General features: G+C 38.4%; 17 protein-coding genes. 11 read left to right on the plus strand and 6 right to left on the minus strand.

Going from position 1 to position 14,984, the window contains the following annotated elements; genetic code table 11:
* The first annotated feature begins 8 nt into the window (after positions 1-8).
* The 4 genes from FXV77_RS12140 (at position 9) to FXV77_RS12155 (ending at position 4,734) form a co-directional block, all read left to right on the plus strand.
* Entirely contained in the window at positions 9-2,042 is a 2,034-nt protein-coding gene (locus FXV77_RS12140) for a phospholipase D-like domain-containing protein (RefSeq protein WP_148919486.1), read from the plus strand.
* A gap of 4 nt (positions 2,043-2,046) precedes the next feature.
* On the plus strand, positions 2,047-3,054 hold the full coding sequence (locus tag FXV77_RS12145; RefSeq protein WP_148919487.1) for a hypothetical protein: 1,008 nt from the start codon (positions 2,047-2,049) through the stop codon (positions 3,052-3,054).
* A gap of 68 nt (positions 3,055-3,122) precedes the next feature.
* On the plus strand, positions 3,123-4,172 hold the full coding sequence (locus tag FXV77_RS12150; RefSeq protein WP_148919488.1) for a type I restriction endonuclease: 1,050 nt from the start codon (positions 3,123-3,125) through the stop codon (positions 4,170-4,172).
* Between the two features lie 61 nt (positions 4,173-4,233).
* Positions 4,234-4,734 (plus strand): hypothetical protein, encoded by a 501-nt coding sequence (locus tag FXV77_RS12155; protein WP_148919489.1) that lies wholly within the window; start codon positions 4,234-4,236, stop codon positions 4,732-4,734.
* Positions 4,735-5,127: 393 nt separating this feature from the next.
* Here FXV77_RS12155 and FXV77_RS12160 read toward each other — a convergent pair whose 3' ends face one another.
* Genes FXV77_RS12160 through FXV77_RS12165 form a run of 3 tightly spaced genes read right to left on the minus strand, consistent with a single transcriptional unit; the run spans position 5,128 to position 6,862 of the window.
* Positions 5,128-5,502: a hypothetical protein gene (locus FXV77_RS12160; RefSeq protein ID WP_148919490.1), complete on the minus strand. Its 375-nt coding sequence runs from the start codon at positions 5,500-5,502 to the stop codon at positions 5,128-5,130.
* 11 nt (positions 5,503-5,513) lie between these two features.
* On the minus strand, positions 5,514-5,663 hold the full coding sequence (locus FXV77_RS22160; RefSeq protein ID WP_187444114.1) for a hypothetical protein: 150 nt from the start codon (positions 5,661-5,663) through the stop codon (positions 5,514-5,516).
* Between the two features lie 44 nt (positions 5,664-5,707).
* Positions 5,708-6,862, minus strand: a complete 1,155-nt coding sequence (locus FXV77_RS12165) for a TlpA family protein disulfide reductase (protein WP_148919491.1) — start codon at positions 6,860-6,862, stop codon at positions 5,708-5,710.
* A gap of 180 nt (positions 6,863-7,042) precedes the next feature.
* Here FXV77_RS12165 and FXV77_RS12170 point away from each other — a divergent pair, with 180 nt between their 5' ends.
* Both FXV77_RS12170 and FXV77_RS12175 read left to right on the plus strand, forming a co-directional pair.
* A complete protein-coding gene (locus FXV77_RS12170) occupies positions 7,043-7,477 on the plus strand; it encodes a DUF3995 domain-containing protein (RefSeq protein ID WP_148919492.1) in 435 nt (144 codons plus the stop codon).
* A 209-nt stretch (positions 7,478-7,686) separates the two neighbouring features.
* Positions 7,687-8,259 carry a YdeI/OmpD-associated family protein gene (locus FXV77_RS12175; RefSeq protein WP_148919493.1) on the plus strand — a complete coding sequence of 191 codons (573 nt, stop codon included), beginning with the start codon at positions 7,687-7,689 and terminating at the stop codon, positions 8,257-8,259.
* A gap of 157 nt (positions 8,260-8,416) precedes the next feature.
* Here FXV77_RS12175 and FXV77_RS22685 read toward each other — a convergent pair whose 3' ends face one another.
* On the minus strand, positions 8,417-8,533 hold the full coding sequence (locus FXV77_RS22685; protein ID WP_394344143.1) for a DUF6934 family protein: 117 nt from the start codon (positions 8,531-8,533) through the stop codon (positions 8,417-8,419).
* A 128-nt stretch (positions 8,534-8,661) separates the two neighbouring features.
* Between FXV77_RS22685 and FXV77_RS12180 the strand changes: the two genes are divergently transcribed.
* The gene (locus tag FXV77_RS12180) at positions 8,662-9,750 is read left to right on the plus strand and encodes a Fic family protein (RefSeq protein ID WP_148919494.1); all 1,089 of its coding nucleotides are present in this window, start codon (positions 8,662-8,664) and stop codon (positions 9,748-9,750) included.
* A gap of 42 nt (positions 9,751-9,792) precedes the next feature.
* Here FXV77_RS12180 and FXV77_RS12185 read toward each other — a convergent pair whose 3' ends face one another.
* The gene (locus tag FXV77_RS12185; protein ID WP_148919495.1) at positions 9,793-10,434 is read right to left on the minus strand and encodes a hypothetical protein; all 642 of its coding nucleotides are present in this window, start codon (positions 10,432-10,434) and stop codon (positions 9,793-9,795) included.
* A 329-nt stretch (positions 10,435-10,763) separates the two neighbouring features.
* On the opposite strand from FXV77_RS12185, the gene FXV77_RS12190 reads away from it, so the two are divergent.
* The 3 genes from FXV77_RS12190 (at position 10,764) to FXV77_RS12200 (ending at position 12,429) form a co-directional block, all read left to right on the plus strand.
* Entirely contained in the window at positions 10,764-11,603 is an 840-nt protein-coding gene (locus tag FXV77_RS12190) for a class I SAM-dependent methyltransferase (RefSeq protein ID WP_148919496.1), read from the plus strand.
* Complete coding sequence (locus tag FXV77_RS12195; RefSeq protein WP_148919497.1) at positions 11,593-11,790, plus strand: hypothetical protein; 198 nt, start codon at positions 11,593-11,595, stop codon at positions 11,788-11,790. The genes FXV77_RS12190 and FXV77_RS12195 overlap by 11 nt, the downstream gene beginning before the upstream one ends.
* Before the next feature lie 114 nt (positions 11,791-11,904).
* Positions 11,905-12,429 carry a YfiT family bacillithiol transferase gene (locus FXV77_RS12200; RefSeq protein WP_148919498.1) on the plus strand — a complete coding sequence of 175 codons (525 nt, stop codon included), beginning with the start codon at positions 11,905-11,907 and terminating at the stop codon, positions 12,427-12,429.
* Positions 12,430-12,432: 3 nt separating this feature from the next.
* On the opposite strand, the gene FXV77_RS12205 is transcribed toward FXV77_RS12200, so the two are convergent.
* Positions 12,433-13,869, minus strand: coding sequence for an aminotransferase-like domain-containing protein (locus FXV77_RS12205; protein WP_148919499.1), 1,437 nt, complete (start codon positions 13,867-13,869; stop codon positions 12,433-12,435).
* Positions 13,870-14,207: 338 nt separating this feature from the next.
* Here FXV77_RS12205 and FXV77_RS12210 point away from each other — a divergent pair, with 338 nt between their 5' ends.
* Entirely contained in the window at positions 14,208-14,951 is a 744-nt protein-coding gene (locus FXV77_RS12210) for an SDR family oxidoreductase (protein WP_148919500.1), read from the plus strand.
* The last annotated feature ends 33 nt before the right edge of the window (positions 14,952-14,984 follow it).

A 14,984-nucleotide genomic window follows, 5' to 3' on the forward strand; every position in this document is an offset into this window, starting at 1 on the left:
ACACACCGATGAAAATAAATTTTAAAAACCCATTTACCAAAACACTCACTCAAGAAAGAGTGTTTGAATTAGACCAACGTGTCATCAATGATAATGAGGCGATCCATGCGGCGATTGTATCGGGCCTTTCTGCTGCTTCTGAAGAAATTCTAATAGCGGCAGCATGGTTTACGGATGAAGATCTATTTGGTGTACTGGAAAAGAAAATCGGAGAAGGAGTGAAGATTGAGATTATAATGTCCGAGAACCAGGAAAATTATAGGTTGCCGTTTGATCGCTTAACTAGTTCCGGAGCTGTAGTACTCCGTATCAAAAATGCAGGTTATGGCGTCATGAATCAGAAGTTTTGTGTAATCGATCGTTCCTTCGTGCTACACGGATCATACAACTGGAGCGTGAACGCGCGAAAAAACAACAATGAGAGTATTATTGCAACCAATCATCAACCGACAATAGATAGTTTGGTGGCCAGTTTTTACAAGATTAAAGCAAAAGTAGAAGAGCAAACTGAACAGTTGGAGGAGGAAAAAAGCGATTCCATCGATAAAACGGTGATAAAAGAGATAAGGCATAACAAATCCAAAGAAGCTGAAGAGGTAAGTTACGCCAATGTCCTCGATTCGATGATCGCAGCAGAGGTGTCCAATTTCGACAGAAGTCTACTTAGACAGCAGGGATTCGATCGAGCTAAGGCCAATAACGGGGATCACCAAGTGATCTACAAAGTGTTAGACACCGTCTATTCCGTATTCATTAATGATATCGATGTTATCGAAGATAAAAAGCGTCGTCTTTTAGGCAAAGTTGAAGAACAGAAATTGCATGCTATAGACACCTTAAAGCGACAAACTGATCTATCCCTTAGTCATACGCAAGCAGATATTGATCTGCGGAAGAAAAATTTAGAAGCGACTATCGCTACCAGTAATTCGACTATTGCAGTAAATGACGAAAACATCACGAATATTGAAGACAAGATCAAACGCGAAGAAAGTAGAATTGCGAAATATGAGGAAGAAATCAAAGAGGAGAAACTGGCTTTTGTAAAACCTGCTCATCGACTATTCGAACTGATACCTCTTATAGCTTTTGGGACTTTGCTTCTCATCTATTTATTTATTTTTTATTCGTCAGCAGCTTATATTATGATATATAGTGCCTCCGATGCAGAAATGAATCAGTTGGAAGGTTATCTTCAGGTGCCAGAGGTATTCAATCCTGATGCACTTTCCGATGCATGGAATAAAGGAGTAGTAGCCTTCTTTTTTGTGATGACCTTTGTATTGGTTCCAATTGTTTTAGCTGTTTTGCCTAAAGTAGGGCGATTCAATTTTTTGGGACACACGTTGACGTGGGTTGGTATTATAGTGGTCGATGCCGTTATTGCTTATCAGGTCGCTTCTGTCGTACATCAAGTTCATAAGCTACGTGGTGATACGACGTTACCGTGGAAATTCACAAATATCTTTAGCGATAGTAATTTTTATCTTGTATTTATTTTGGGAGCCCTAGGGCTTGTTGTTTTCAAATTTGTTTATACTATATTAATCGGGTACTATGAAAAGCGAAATCTGGATCACGCAGCTATGAAAAGCAAGGCACTTATTAAAGAGCATGAAAGGGAGATTCAGAAGGGTGTTAGCAACATTCATGGTTTTAGAACAGAATCTAGTGCGATAGCACAGCGTAACATTATTTTGCGCGCCGAGAACCAGTTGGCTTTGGCAGAAATTGAGCAAGGTCCAGCTATTTATAACCGTGAAAAAGAACGGGTATTAATGGTGCTTAATCAAAAATCCCAATATATTCAGCAAACTTCGGACCTGTACGTTAGTCATATCGAAAATGACAATCTCCCGATTTCATTGGATTCGTTGAAAGACCGTATTAATATCTTTCTCGAAGGATGGAACGACTTTTTGCATCAGGAGTATTCTGTCGCTAAGGCTACTGAGATGTCCTTTATGGCATCCGATAGTGTCAATCAGTGGCAAGAACAAAAATTAACCACTCAAAAAATCGATCGCCGTGTCAAGCTTTAGTATTATGTGCAATTGTATTCTATATGCAGTTGTTTTCAATATATGTTGGGGTTGTGCCTCTCAAGTTGAGGAGCCCAAAAACGTAGACGTTATTCATTATAATATAACTATTGCCCCAGATTTATCCAATCGTGTTAATGGACAGTTGTATCCCAAACCTGTACATGATGCTGACATAGTGGATGCAGTAGTCGATAGCTTCTATTCGGATATTGTCACCTATAATCTTGCCCACCATACTTCGAAGACGCGTAAAACGGGACAACGGGATATTCTGAGAGTAGATTTTATCAATCAAAAATTGATAAGTCAATATGGTGTCAATGTGTTGGATATGCAGTTCGACCTCAAGCGCTTTGGAAGAAACCAGGAAGACCGTATTAGATACCTCATGAATCAATCTAATCAAAACCTCGCAACGGATAAAGGAAAGTTTAAAAACGCATACAACGAAATGTCTGTTGCTTCTGAGGCAGCTCCGGCGGGTGCCGATATCTGGTCTTATTTGAAAGAAGGTGTCAAACATGGTATTGTCGACAAATCTGTTGATACGACAATACTGAAGAACAATTTGTTAAAACGGGATTACAGCTGTAATGTCCTATTGCTTTTTACAGACGGATATATTGAAGCTGGGCTCCATGGGGAAGCTCATTGTAAGGGAAACAAATGCTATTTTTTGAGTTCTAAGACTGTCGAGGATTTTCGCAAAGGTTTCAAAGCGTCGGGATCAACAAGTATACAAGCATTTTTTGAAGAGAATGGTTATGGCATCATACCGGTAGAAAATCCTTTGCTGCGTGACCTGCACATTTTGGTTTTGGAGATGTATGACCGCTCAAAAGGTAATAATGGAAGCGCCTCTGTACATCCAACAGATTGGGATATATTGAAGCTTTTTTGGTCGGATTGGCTCACACAGTCTGGTGTAAAGTCATTTGAACTTTTACCCACGGCTAATTCTAAGACCGAAGCGTTTTCAGCTATCAAATCTTTTTTAGAGAGCAGATAATCGCCCAGTCTAAAAAGCGAAATAGGAAATAATCAGGAACTTATTATCAACTAATTATAGATTACATAATGGACTTTAAAGAAGAAATCCGGCAATTTGCCAAGCGTGTGGACAGGTTGTTGCCACAAATTAAGACAGAAGAAGCGACTAAGACTTCTTTGATTATGCCTTTCTTGAAAATTTTAGGATATGACGTGTTCGATCCTTTTGAAGTACAACCAGAATTCATTGCAGACATCGGCATCAAGAAAGGGGAGAAGGTGGACTATGCTATTCTTCGTGAAGATAAACCCGTTATTCTTATCGAATGTAAACACTACGCGGATGGCCTGGATCCGCATAATTCGCAGTTGTTCCGTTATTTCCATACAACCGAAGCGAAGTTTAGCCTATTAACCAACGGCTTGGAATATCGTTTTTATACTGATTTGGTTACACCCAATAAGATGGACGAAAAACCTTTCTTTGAGTTTAAGATTACAGATATCAAGGATAATGAAATTGCCGAGCTTCGGAAGTTTCATAAAACAGTATTTGACCTCGATAGTATTTCTTCGGCTGCCAGTGATCTTAAGTTTTTCAATGAGCTTCAAATCTTAGTTACAGGCGAGATGCAAACTCCGAGTGAGGAATTTGTCCGATATTTCGCCCGGCAGGTTTATCCTAGCGTTGTAACCGCAAAAGTACTGGAGCAATTCACGCCTTTAGTTAAGCGCGTGTTTACGCAGATTGTTAATGATCAGATCAGCGAGCGCCTGAAAAGTGCATTAAAAAAGGAAACAGAAAACGAGCAGGAAAACAATACCACTTCAGCAGAACCCGAATCATTGGTTGTGACTACGCAAGACGAGATAGACGGTTATCTCATTGTAAAATCTATCTTGCGGAAAGAGATCGAGGTTGGCCGAGTCTTTATGAGAGACAACCAGTCTTATTGCGGGATATTATTAGATGATAACAACCGGAAGCCAATCTGTCGTTTCTATTTTAATTCCAACCGCTTGCGTATAGGCCTTTTCGACAAAGAGAAAAAGGAGACGAAATATGATTTAAACGAGCTCGATGATATATATCATTATTCAGAACATATTTTGGAAATGATAAACGTTTATAGCTAAGCTTTTTAAATCACGTAGATAGATAATCCAACTAATATTTTTAACGATTAATTATAATTATATGCATCAAGAAAGAGCACATGGACATGCAGAGACATTCTCCAAGAAATCCGGAACGTTAATGAGTACGCAGTTTATTGAAATTGGTTATGTAAAAACTGCGAAAATTCAAGTAGTACTTTATCGTGATTTAATAAGCGAACAGAATGAGCTAGCTATTCGTTTCGAAAATGAATATTACGATGGGTACTCTGATTATCCTGATACGAAAATAGGTATGTTAGATAAAGATGAAGTAGAGGGTTTAATAAAATCCATCAATATAATTAGAAATCATGTTTTTTCGTCTTATCCAGAACATTATACTGAAGTCAACTTTATTAGTAGAACAGGTTTTAAAGCCGGTTGTTTTTCTGGTAAGGACGGTTGGAGTTTTTATCTAAAACTTGATCAGTATGATGATAGGTCTTTTGTGTGGCTGAAAAAAGAAGATTCAGCTACAATTTTGGAACTTTTAACAAAATCTAGAGATAAAGTTGAACTTTTGTCTAATAATATTTAAATGTCTGGTTACGTTCAAATGTGACAATATTTTACATTCAGTTGTATAATATACAGATTCAGTATACTGAATCTGTATAGCATTCTTTTAATAGAATCTTTATTCATTTAAGATTATCGGAAGTATTTCTAGAATTGCTTATAAAAATCTATACCTAAACTCTCTGCTTCATCAACGTTTAATTTGGGGCAGTTAACGCCGACAGAGTTCCTGTTGAAATATGGAAAACTCTCTGAGTTTCCCACATTCCAACAGGATAACAATTGCAATTCTGATTGGAATTCTTTAGTTTTGGGTGTAGCTAGCTAGGGTAAGATTACAATGTGACACAGTTCGCTTTACACTCCCAATCCTGGGTCTCACCAAAATGAATTGGATTAATATGGTTGGCTGTTACTGCCTATCAAGCCCCTCTTTTTCTCGATTCTTTTTTATTTCCTTTTCGGATATATATGGAAGTTTGAAGCGATCGTAATGGTAATACCACTCGTGCCATTCCCAGAATCTCCATGGATCTAGCGTGAATGTTCGGTAAAGTTGTTTATTCTTTATACCGGGGTACTTTCCTAAAAATATTCTATACCCCTCGTCTCTATTATTATAGCCTATCCCCTTTAGTCTATACTCGTTATGTCTAAACGTTCCATTATAGTTACTATAGGTGTAATTTCGTTTAAGAAAATATCCTACGGCAGTAAAATTTGTCAACCAGACCGCAAATACGAATGTCAAGCTAACTAAGATAATATTGATGTGTTTTTGTTTCATATTGTTAAATTTTAACAAGGGCCTTTACTGGTGGCTACAGGAGCATTATTGGCAGTTTTGATTCTATTACCACCTTCTGATTTGCGCATACGCATTTCCTGCGCCATACCTGCAGGAGTATATGCAGAAACAGTTGCCACTCCAGGCGTTGGTCCGGGCATGTCAATGGTAGAAATCGAAACTAATGCATCTTAACATAAACTACCTATTTCATTAATTCCTCAATTTCCGTGAAAAACTCTTCCGTTGCACCTACAAATCTTTTAACTATCTTCAAATTTTTATCGATCACGATCTTCGTAGGGTATGTACCGATACCGTACATTACGGCGACATCATTTTTATCGGAATTTATTAATTGAGGCCATTCCAGACCGTAGTTTTTTATAGCTGCATTCCACTCATCTTTTTCTTCATTACATGCAATCCCTATTAAAACGATATCTTTTTTGTTATTTTCATAAAACGACTTCAATTTAGGAATTTCATCTAAACAAGGTGAACACCAGGTTCCCCAAAAATCCAATACTATTAATTCTCCTTCGAAGTCCGACAGCGATACGACTTTGTCATTATTATCTTTTAATTCGAAATGTGGCGCATCCTTCCCCGTGGTTAAGGTTTGCTCCGCCAATTTTACTGCGCTAAATTCTTGATAGTTTTTATACGAGTGTTCAAGGATGTCATGGAACATACCGTTCCGAATGTCTTCTGTTAGTTTTGGATAGTACGTAGCAAACTTCTCAAGGGAAAACCTTGAAATAAGGTATGCCGATAAATCTTGATCAAAATTATTGTTTACATATTCTGTTTTGGCTTGGGCAATTTCGCCAAAGTACTGCCCTCTGGTATGGAATAGCTCGTTGATTTGATCCTGGGTTCCACCATTTTCTCTTATAGAATCCATTTTAAGCTCAATTTTGACTGCTTCTATAGCAGGGGACTTATACGATGTACGCAACTGCCCCAGTGCTCGACTAACCATATTTCCGGAAATCTGATAATCAAGATAGTAATCTTCGAGTTCACCTTCAATATTGATCTGTTCATCTGGAAGACTAAAAAGTTCGATAAATTTTGTTTGAGCAATATAAAAACCGCCATCACTTCTTGTATATACTGCTTTGTGGGGAATTATGGCATAAGCTGTAGGCTCCTCAGGTATCTGGTACGTGAACATATTGTTGTTAGCAATCAATGTATCTTTGCGCATGTCCTCTATATTCGCTAAAGGATATTGCCAAACATACACTGTATCACTGTCAAGACCTTTTATCGTCGCTGTAATTTGTGCTTTTGATGACATAAAAGAAGCCATCATCAAAATAGGGAGCAGGGTAACCACTAAAATTTTCATCATTAAGGATTTAAATAAAAAGATAATTAAAACAGAACTAAAAAATCAATTAAAAGTAAGCGGCTGTTTATATTTGTCTAATATTAATTAGGGGAGTATAGGTCATCCGTCGGTAAATGTTGAAAAATGATCGGTGAAAGGCGCTTTTATAGTAAATGGATATGATTTTCAAATTGAACTAATATGACAACAGCAATTGCAATAATTTTAATCATAATTTTTCTGTTGCTATCAGGTCTTCATATGTATTGGGGGGTTGGCGGACAATGGGGAAATGGTGCGGTAATCCCAACAAAAGACGACAATGTAAAAGGGACGATGCCAGGAGCTATTCTGACATTCATTGTTGCTCTTGGACTCTTAAGTTTTGGACTTGTTGTATTTCTAAATGTTGTTGAATTAAATTTTAAAAGCTCATTATGGCTTGACCTAATTCAAAAATACGGACTTTGGATAATTGCAGGTATCTTCATTATAAGAGCCATCGGAGAATTTAACTACGTTGGTTTTTTCAAGAAATACAAACAGACAAAATTTGGACAGAGAGATACAAAATATTATTCGCCATTATGCTTGCTCATTGGACTATTAACAATAGTTTTAGAATTCACCAAATAATCGAGATGTAAACCCAAATTCCTTATGAAAAAAGAAAATCTGATTGCCACTTTGTATTTTAGCTGTATTTTCTATTGTATAGGTGCGCTGGTTATTGAAAATGACGTAAACTACCCAACTTGGTATTATATTAGTGAAGATCAGTTTAGTAAATTGTTGGCTTCTTAATAAATTCCTTCATCCAAGACAGGGATCAGAGTCTCATAAGCATGCAAGAAACTGAAATATTTTATCCAAGAGGCCTATCAGCATGGAGAAAGTGGTTATCCCAAAACCATCTTTCCAAACAGTCTGTATGGCTTGTTTTTTATTCTAAAAAATCAAATAAGGAATCGTTAACTTGGAGTGAAGCCGTAGATGTGGCTTTGTGTTACGGTTGGATTGACAGTAAAAAGATAAAAATCGATGAAGAGCAATCTCATCAGTTTTTCTCCAAGCGTAAACCCAATAGCACTTGGTCCAAAATTAACAAAGAAAAAATAAAGCGACTCATTAATGAGGGGTTGATGACCCAAGCAGGCTTAGACAGTATCGAAAGAGCCAAAAAGAATGGCTCTTGGCACATTTTAGACGAAGTGGAAGCATTAATTATCCCTGAAGATTTGGAAATGACTTTTGCAAAGCATAAAGGCTCGAAAGACTATTTTCTAAGTTTAAGCAAGTCGGTCAGAAAGATGATGCTGTCGTGGATCGTGCTTGCTAAACGCCCTGAAACACGACAAAAACGCATTGACGAAATAGCAGAACACGCAAGACAAAAAACAAAGCCTAAGCAGTTTTGAGGTGAAAATTTACGTATATATTTACCAATCCAAGTACGATTGTGTTGTCGGTGTATTCCATAATCAAAGACCATATCACAAATCCCAATATTATCGCCGGTAAATATTCTTATTATTCAGGATATTATCATGGGCACTCTTTTGACGATTGTGCACGCTATTTATTTCCGGATAGGGACTCATCCCACAATTCGGATATACCCATTTTATAGAGACGTGTTCTAGCTGGGGTACTTCCTTTTGCCATGACGATAGCGTTAGAGTGCGAGATCATGAAGTATATCACTGCCCTCGCTACAGTTCATAGTACATGATAAGAAATTTTACATGACAACGTTGTCATGTAAAGAAAAAAGGATTATCTTTACATGATGATAGGCTCATGTATAAAAACTTTACACGATGAAACTAAATGTTGAAACACCATATAACACGCTCCCTCCATTACCTGTAGCACAATCAAAAATTGAGACAATACGTGTTTTGCGACAAGTAGTAAAATCATCTATTGCCTTGGCAGAGTTGAAAGGTATAGCTCATACATTGCCTAATCCCTCCATTTTATTGAATGCAGTTATTCTAAAAGAAGCCCGTGCAAGCTCGGAGATTGAGAATGTAATTACTACGCATGACAAACTTTATCAAGCATTATCAGCAAAAGGGATAGAAATAGATTCGGCGACAAAGGAAGTACTTCGCTACCGCGAAGCAATTTTAGAAGGATACAGCGTTGTAAAAAAACGAGGGTTTTTAAACACAAATACAATTGTTGCTATTCAAGAAGTATTGGAAGAGAATAACGCAGGCTTGCGAAGACTGCCCGGTACTGCGTTGAAAAATGCCGTTACAGGCGAAGTGATCTATACACCTCCTGACGATAAAGATACGATACTCAGGTTGATGAAAAATCTTGAAGATTATATCAATAAAACCGACGATGAAGTAGTTCCGTTGATCAAATTAGCGATACAGCATTATCAATTTGAAAGTATTCACCCGTTTTATGATGGTAACGGAAGAACCGGTCGCATACTGAATGTACTGTATCTCATTATGCACGGGCTACTCGATAGCCCAGTGCTCTATTTAAGTGATTACATTATTAAAAATAAAGCAGATTACTATCGCCTGCTACAAGAAGTAAGGATAAACGATAAATGGGAGGATTGGATTCTTTTCATGCTGAACGCAGTTGAAGAAACATCGCGGCAGACCATTCATCAGATAGATGCCATCAAGACCTTATTCGCACAAACGCAGGATAAGATGAAAACCGAAGCGCCAAAACTCTATAATAAAGAATTGCTGGAGCTTATTTTTGAACAGCCTTACAGCAAAATTGAATTCGTCGTCGAAAGAATGGGGGTCTCCAGAATAACTGCATCTAAATACTTAAAAGGCCTGGAACAACTAGGTATTGTGATTCCTAAAAGAGTTTGGAAGGAAACCCTCTACATTAATCAAGCATTGTTTGAGATATTGAAGCAATAACCGATGGTGACGATGACAATAATTCTATAGTTCAACTATCATTTAAGGAGTCTGTTTATTTTTTCTCATATCATTACCTGTCTGGTTCACACGTTTATATATGTGTGTATCCAGTCCTGTACCGACCGGAATAGGAAACAGGACTATGAACCCACCTCCCTTGTATTCGTAGGACAAAATCAAGTCTTTATTTTTGTCTAAAGCCAGGGCAGAGGTCTGTATTAAAAGTGTATTTAGCAAAAAATAAAATTTGAAATCCGTATGCGTTATTGAAACAAATGGTGCTATCTCCGATTTCCTTTTTTTTGTCTTCTTACCGATTACAGAACCAGATTCATCTAGCAACTTAAAAAGTACTTTTCTTTTGCCTTTTAGCTCTACTGAAACATTATATCTATAGAAGAGACTATCATTTTTATCTCTTTTACCATCAATAAAGTTCCATAAACAATCAGATACGTTTTCCGCGGTCTTTTGAGGAGGTTGTTTGCCAAGATTACTTACACTGCTGGGAAAATTCTCAAAAACGTATGTCTGCTCTTCGTTTATCCTTTCCGCTCCAGCATCAATCGATACGTTATGTAGATATTTAGGAGAAATTGACCCGCAGGAAAAAATAGTTGCAGAAATTATGCATGATAACATGATTATCCCAAATTGGCGTGTGCATTTCATTATATTCATAATTATAGATTAATGTAAATATCATCTTTATCATTGCCATCAAATATGATTTTTTTCAAGATGTAATGAGAAAGATAGAAAAATTAATCCAGAATTTCTATTTTTACAGTCTGTTAAGCTATATCTAACATATTATCTGCGTCTTCACTAGAAAAGACGGACTCGACCCCGAGTAGTTCCTGCGTAGAAACCTGTTGGTTTTTAACGCACAGATAATCATATCCATTTATTTCACAAATCTTCAACAAACAATTGACCATAGGATCTATGGCCTTAGCCTGTTGCATGTATGCGATCTACAACAGGATGAGGGAAACACAAAGAATGTAATGAACAATAAACAGCTAATAAGTAGAGATATAGAGCTATTCTATAATAAAGCATCCGAAGAAACCCGACTCGAAAAAGGAATGGGGGTATTTGAGTTCGAAAGAATTAAATGCCTCGTAGAGAAATATATCTCTGTTTCACCTTTCAAAATAATTGATGTTGGTGGTGGTACAGGTAAATATTCGGAATGGCTTGCTAAAAAAGGACATCAGGTTCATTTGGTGGAGCCGATTTCAAAACATATCAAAATAGCCCAAGGCAGAGCCAATAAATTGAAGCACAAATTTTCTGTGCATCTAGGAGAATCTCGCAAATTGCCGTTTCCCAATAACTATGCAGACCTCGTTATACTGCACGGACCACTTTACCATCTTCAAAACAGGGAAGATCGAGATCTAACCATCTGTGAAGCTAAACGAGTTTTGAAAAGCGGAGGCATTATATTGGGGTTTGCCATTAATTATACGGCATCGACGTTGGTCGGTCTTCTAAGCGGCCTCATCCACAAAAGATCATTTTTTGAAATGTGCAAAGAAGAATTAACGACTGGCAAGCATAATCCACCTGATGATTTCCCTTGGCTTTTAGCCGAAGCATTTTACCACCGGCCTGAACAGTTAAAAGATGAATTTATACATCAGGGATTAACTCATCTCGATACTTATGCGGTTGAAGGTATGATATGGTTGGACAAGGACTTTTTTGCCAATATATCAGATCATAAAAAGAGAAACACATTGTTGGCGCTTATTCAACTTACGGAAAATGACGATAGCCTTCTATCCTTTAGCCCACACCTGATGATAGCGGTTCAAAAAATATATGACTATGGAAAATAAAGAAAGATATCACAGCGCATTAGTGGAAAATGATAGTCAACTAAATGAAATTGACCTCGGAGAAAAAATGGGGTTGAGCGAAGAGGAAACAACCCGAATAATTGCCCAGCTTCTTTCTGAATATAAAATTGAGTATGTAGAAAACAGAGCATGCAATTACAGATCGGCGAAAAAATTAACGAGGTAAAGTTAGACTGTAAATTGGAATAAGTCTGGGTTATTTTTATGATTTTTGTGTATGACGAATAACAACTTAGAACAGGATAAATCTGCACTGCTAATTATATAGAAACATTGAACAATGGATTTAAGATACCCAATCGGACAGTTTGAGAAGCCCAACCTTATCAATAAACAGGAACTTTCGGGCTGGATAAGGATAATAGCCGGATTCCCGAGAGAAATAGCCAGCGAGGTTTTATTATTAACGGATGAACAGCTCGATACTCCCTACAGGGATGGCGGCTGGACGGTACGACAAGTTGTCCATCATTGTGCAGACAGCCATATGAATGCTTTTATACGTTTTAAGTTGGCGCTTACAGAAAGTGATCCCATTATCAAGCCTTATTATGAAGCATTATGGGCAGAATTGCCGGACAGCAAAATTCACTTGGAGCCGTCGTTAAACCTTTTAAAAGGGTTGCATGAGAGGTGGAGTAAATTACTTGAAAGCCTTGACGACGAAGACCTGAAAAGGACGTACGTTCATCCTGAACACGGGCGGCCAATTCGTTTGGATGAAGTTATTGGCATGTATGCATGGCATTGCAACCACCATTTGGCTCATATTACGGTGTTAAAGAGAAACCAAAATTGGATATAGTTTTTACAAAGCTTTATGGGCAAGGTCTCCCAGCAATTTAAGATCCCGTTCCAATCGCTCATTCCATAATAAACCGTAGTTTAATCGAAGGCAATTTTCGTATTGATCTTGCAACGTGAAAATTCTGCCCGGCGCAAAGCCGATTTTATGCCGCAGGCATTGTTCGTATAATGCAATGGTGTCAATGGTTTTAGGTAATTCAACCCAAATAACAAACCCGCCCTGTGGCCTGCTTGCCATTGTTCCATCAGGAAAATAATCTGAAATGGCCCTTGAAAATTTGAGTAGATTGCCATGGAGCGTATGCCTTAGTTTACGCAGGTGGTTCTCATATCGGCCCGTTTCGAGGAACCCGGCAATAACTTCCTGCGTGATCGAAGTCGATGAAATATTGTGGTAGAGCTTCATGCGCCGTACCTCATCTTTGAACTTTCCCGGAGCAACCCACCCAACCCGATAGCCGGGAGCGAGCGTTTTGGATACCGAACCGCACCACAATACCAAACCGCTTTCATCATAGGTCTTGCAGGATTTCGGGCGTTGCTGACCAAAATATACGTCACCATTGAGGTCTTTCTCAATAAGCGGAACGTTATATTTTTCCAAGAGACGTACCGTCTGTTTCTTGTTTTCGTCGGGCATGCAACTGCCCAGCGGATTGCTGAAATTGCTGATAAAGAGACATACATTTATTTTGTTTTTTCTTAGTGCATCTTCCAATGCGTTCAGGTCAACACCATGCTGAGGATCAGAGGGCAATTCCAATACTTTGACACCTAATACCTGAGCGAGTTGCAACATGCCGAACGAAATAGGACTTTCCATAGCTACCGTATCTCCTTTTTTTGTCAACGCCATCATACAATATGACAGCGCGTTCAGGCAACCGCTCGTGGTGATGATTTCATCATGCTTCAAATTACACTCCATTGCGAACGACCAGCGTGCAATCTGACGGCGTAATCGCTCATTTCCCTCCGTTTTGTCGTACATGACACCACTGCCTTTCAACTCCCTTGTCGCCATCACAAGACCTTTGTTGAGCTTTGCTATGGGTAATAACTCATTTGCCGGAGCACCCAGCGCAAGCGGTAAATGCCCATCTTCCCCCAAGCCATCATAAATTTTACGTACCAATAATTCACTGTCGGCATAATTTGCTTCCGATTCCGGGGTGGTAAGCTTAGGTAGCGCAGGAATTTTCGTTTTTGAATACCGAACATAATATCCGGACTGAGGTCGGGTCTCAATCAACATTTTACTCTCTAAATAATAGTATGCACTTAATGCCGTATTTTGACTTACACCATATTCACGGCATATAGTTCGTAGCGATGGGAGGTTTTCTCCGGTACGTAACGTCTCGTTCAGGATTTGTTGTTCAATAATTTTAGCGATACGCATATAAGCGAACTCCGACTTGTTTTGTGTTTTCTTCATTCTTATATTCTAACTGCTACCAACAAAAATAATAAAACTGCATCTGCTATCATAAAAGTATATTACCGAAATTTGTTTGACAAGATGAACTTAAGGAAGAAACTATGAGATTAGAACAGGATTCCAAAGAACTATAAAAGCCAGGGAATGGACTATTACAAACATATGTTTATCATATGCTGAATTAATAAGGATAGCGGAACAGATACATCAGAAGGATGCCGTTAGGGAGACAAGGTTATTAGGCGAACTCATAAAAATAAAATCTGAGCTATCACTTAATTTGTTGTTAGAGCGTAAAATACTGATATAGAATTTAAGAACAATAAAGATACATAATGAAAACAATGATAATAACAGGCGCCAGCCGAGGAATAGGTGCAGCAACAGCACTTCTTGCCGCGAAAAATGGTTATGCAGTAGCAGTAAATTATAAAAAGAGCAAAGCAGCAGCCGACGATGTGGTTAATCGCATTGTATCACAAGGAGGAAAAGCCGTCGCCATTCAAGCAGATGTTTCCAGGCAAGATGAGATTGTTCGTTTATTTTCCGAGGTGGATAGGCATTTTGGAAAGCTCCATTGCCTCATCAACAACGCCGGAATACTCGAGCATCAGAAGAAATTCGTTGATCTTGACTATGAAAGATTGCAACGGATGTTTAATACCAATGTAATGGGGCCGTTTCTGTGCTGCCAAGAAGCCATCAAACGCATGTCGTCAACGTATGGTGGTGAAGGCGGAACCATTGTCAATGTTTCATCCATTGCTTCCAGGACCGGGGCACCTTTTGAATACACCGATTATGCTGCCACAAAAGGAGCGTTAGATACCTTAACGATCGGGTTATCGAAAGAATTAGCGGACGAGCATATCCGGGTAAATGCTGTTCGTCCCGCATTCATCCATACCGACATCCATGCCGATGGCGGTGAGCCCGACAGGATCGATCGGATAAAAAGTACTATTCCACTTAAACGCGGTGGTTTGGCGGATGAGGTTGCAGAAGCTGTTTTGTGGCTCGCATCGGATAAATCATCCTATTCGACGGGAATTTTCATTGATGTGACAGGTGGACGTTAACTTTTTCGAATCAAGAAGTAAATAAAAAATTGC

Origin of the sequence: Sphingobacterium phlebotomi (assembly GCF_008180195.1) — a bacterium.
Taxonomy (GTDB): domain Bacteria; phylum Bacteroidota; class Bacteroidia; order Sphingobacteriales; family Sphingobacteriaceae; genus Sphingobacterium; species Sphingobacterium phlebotomi.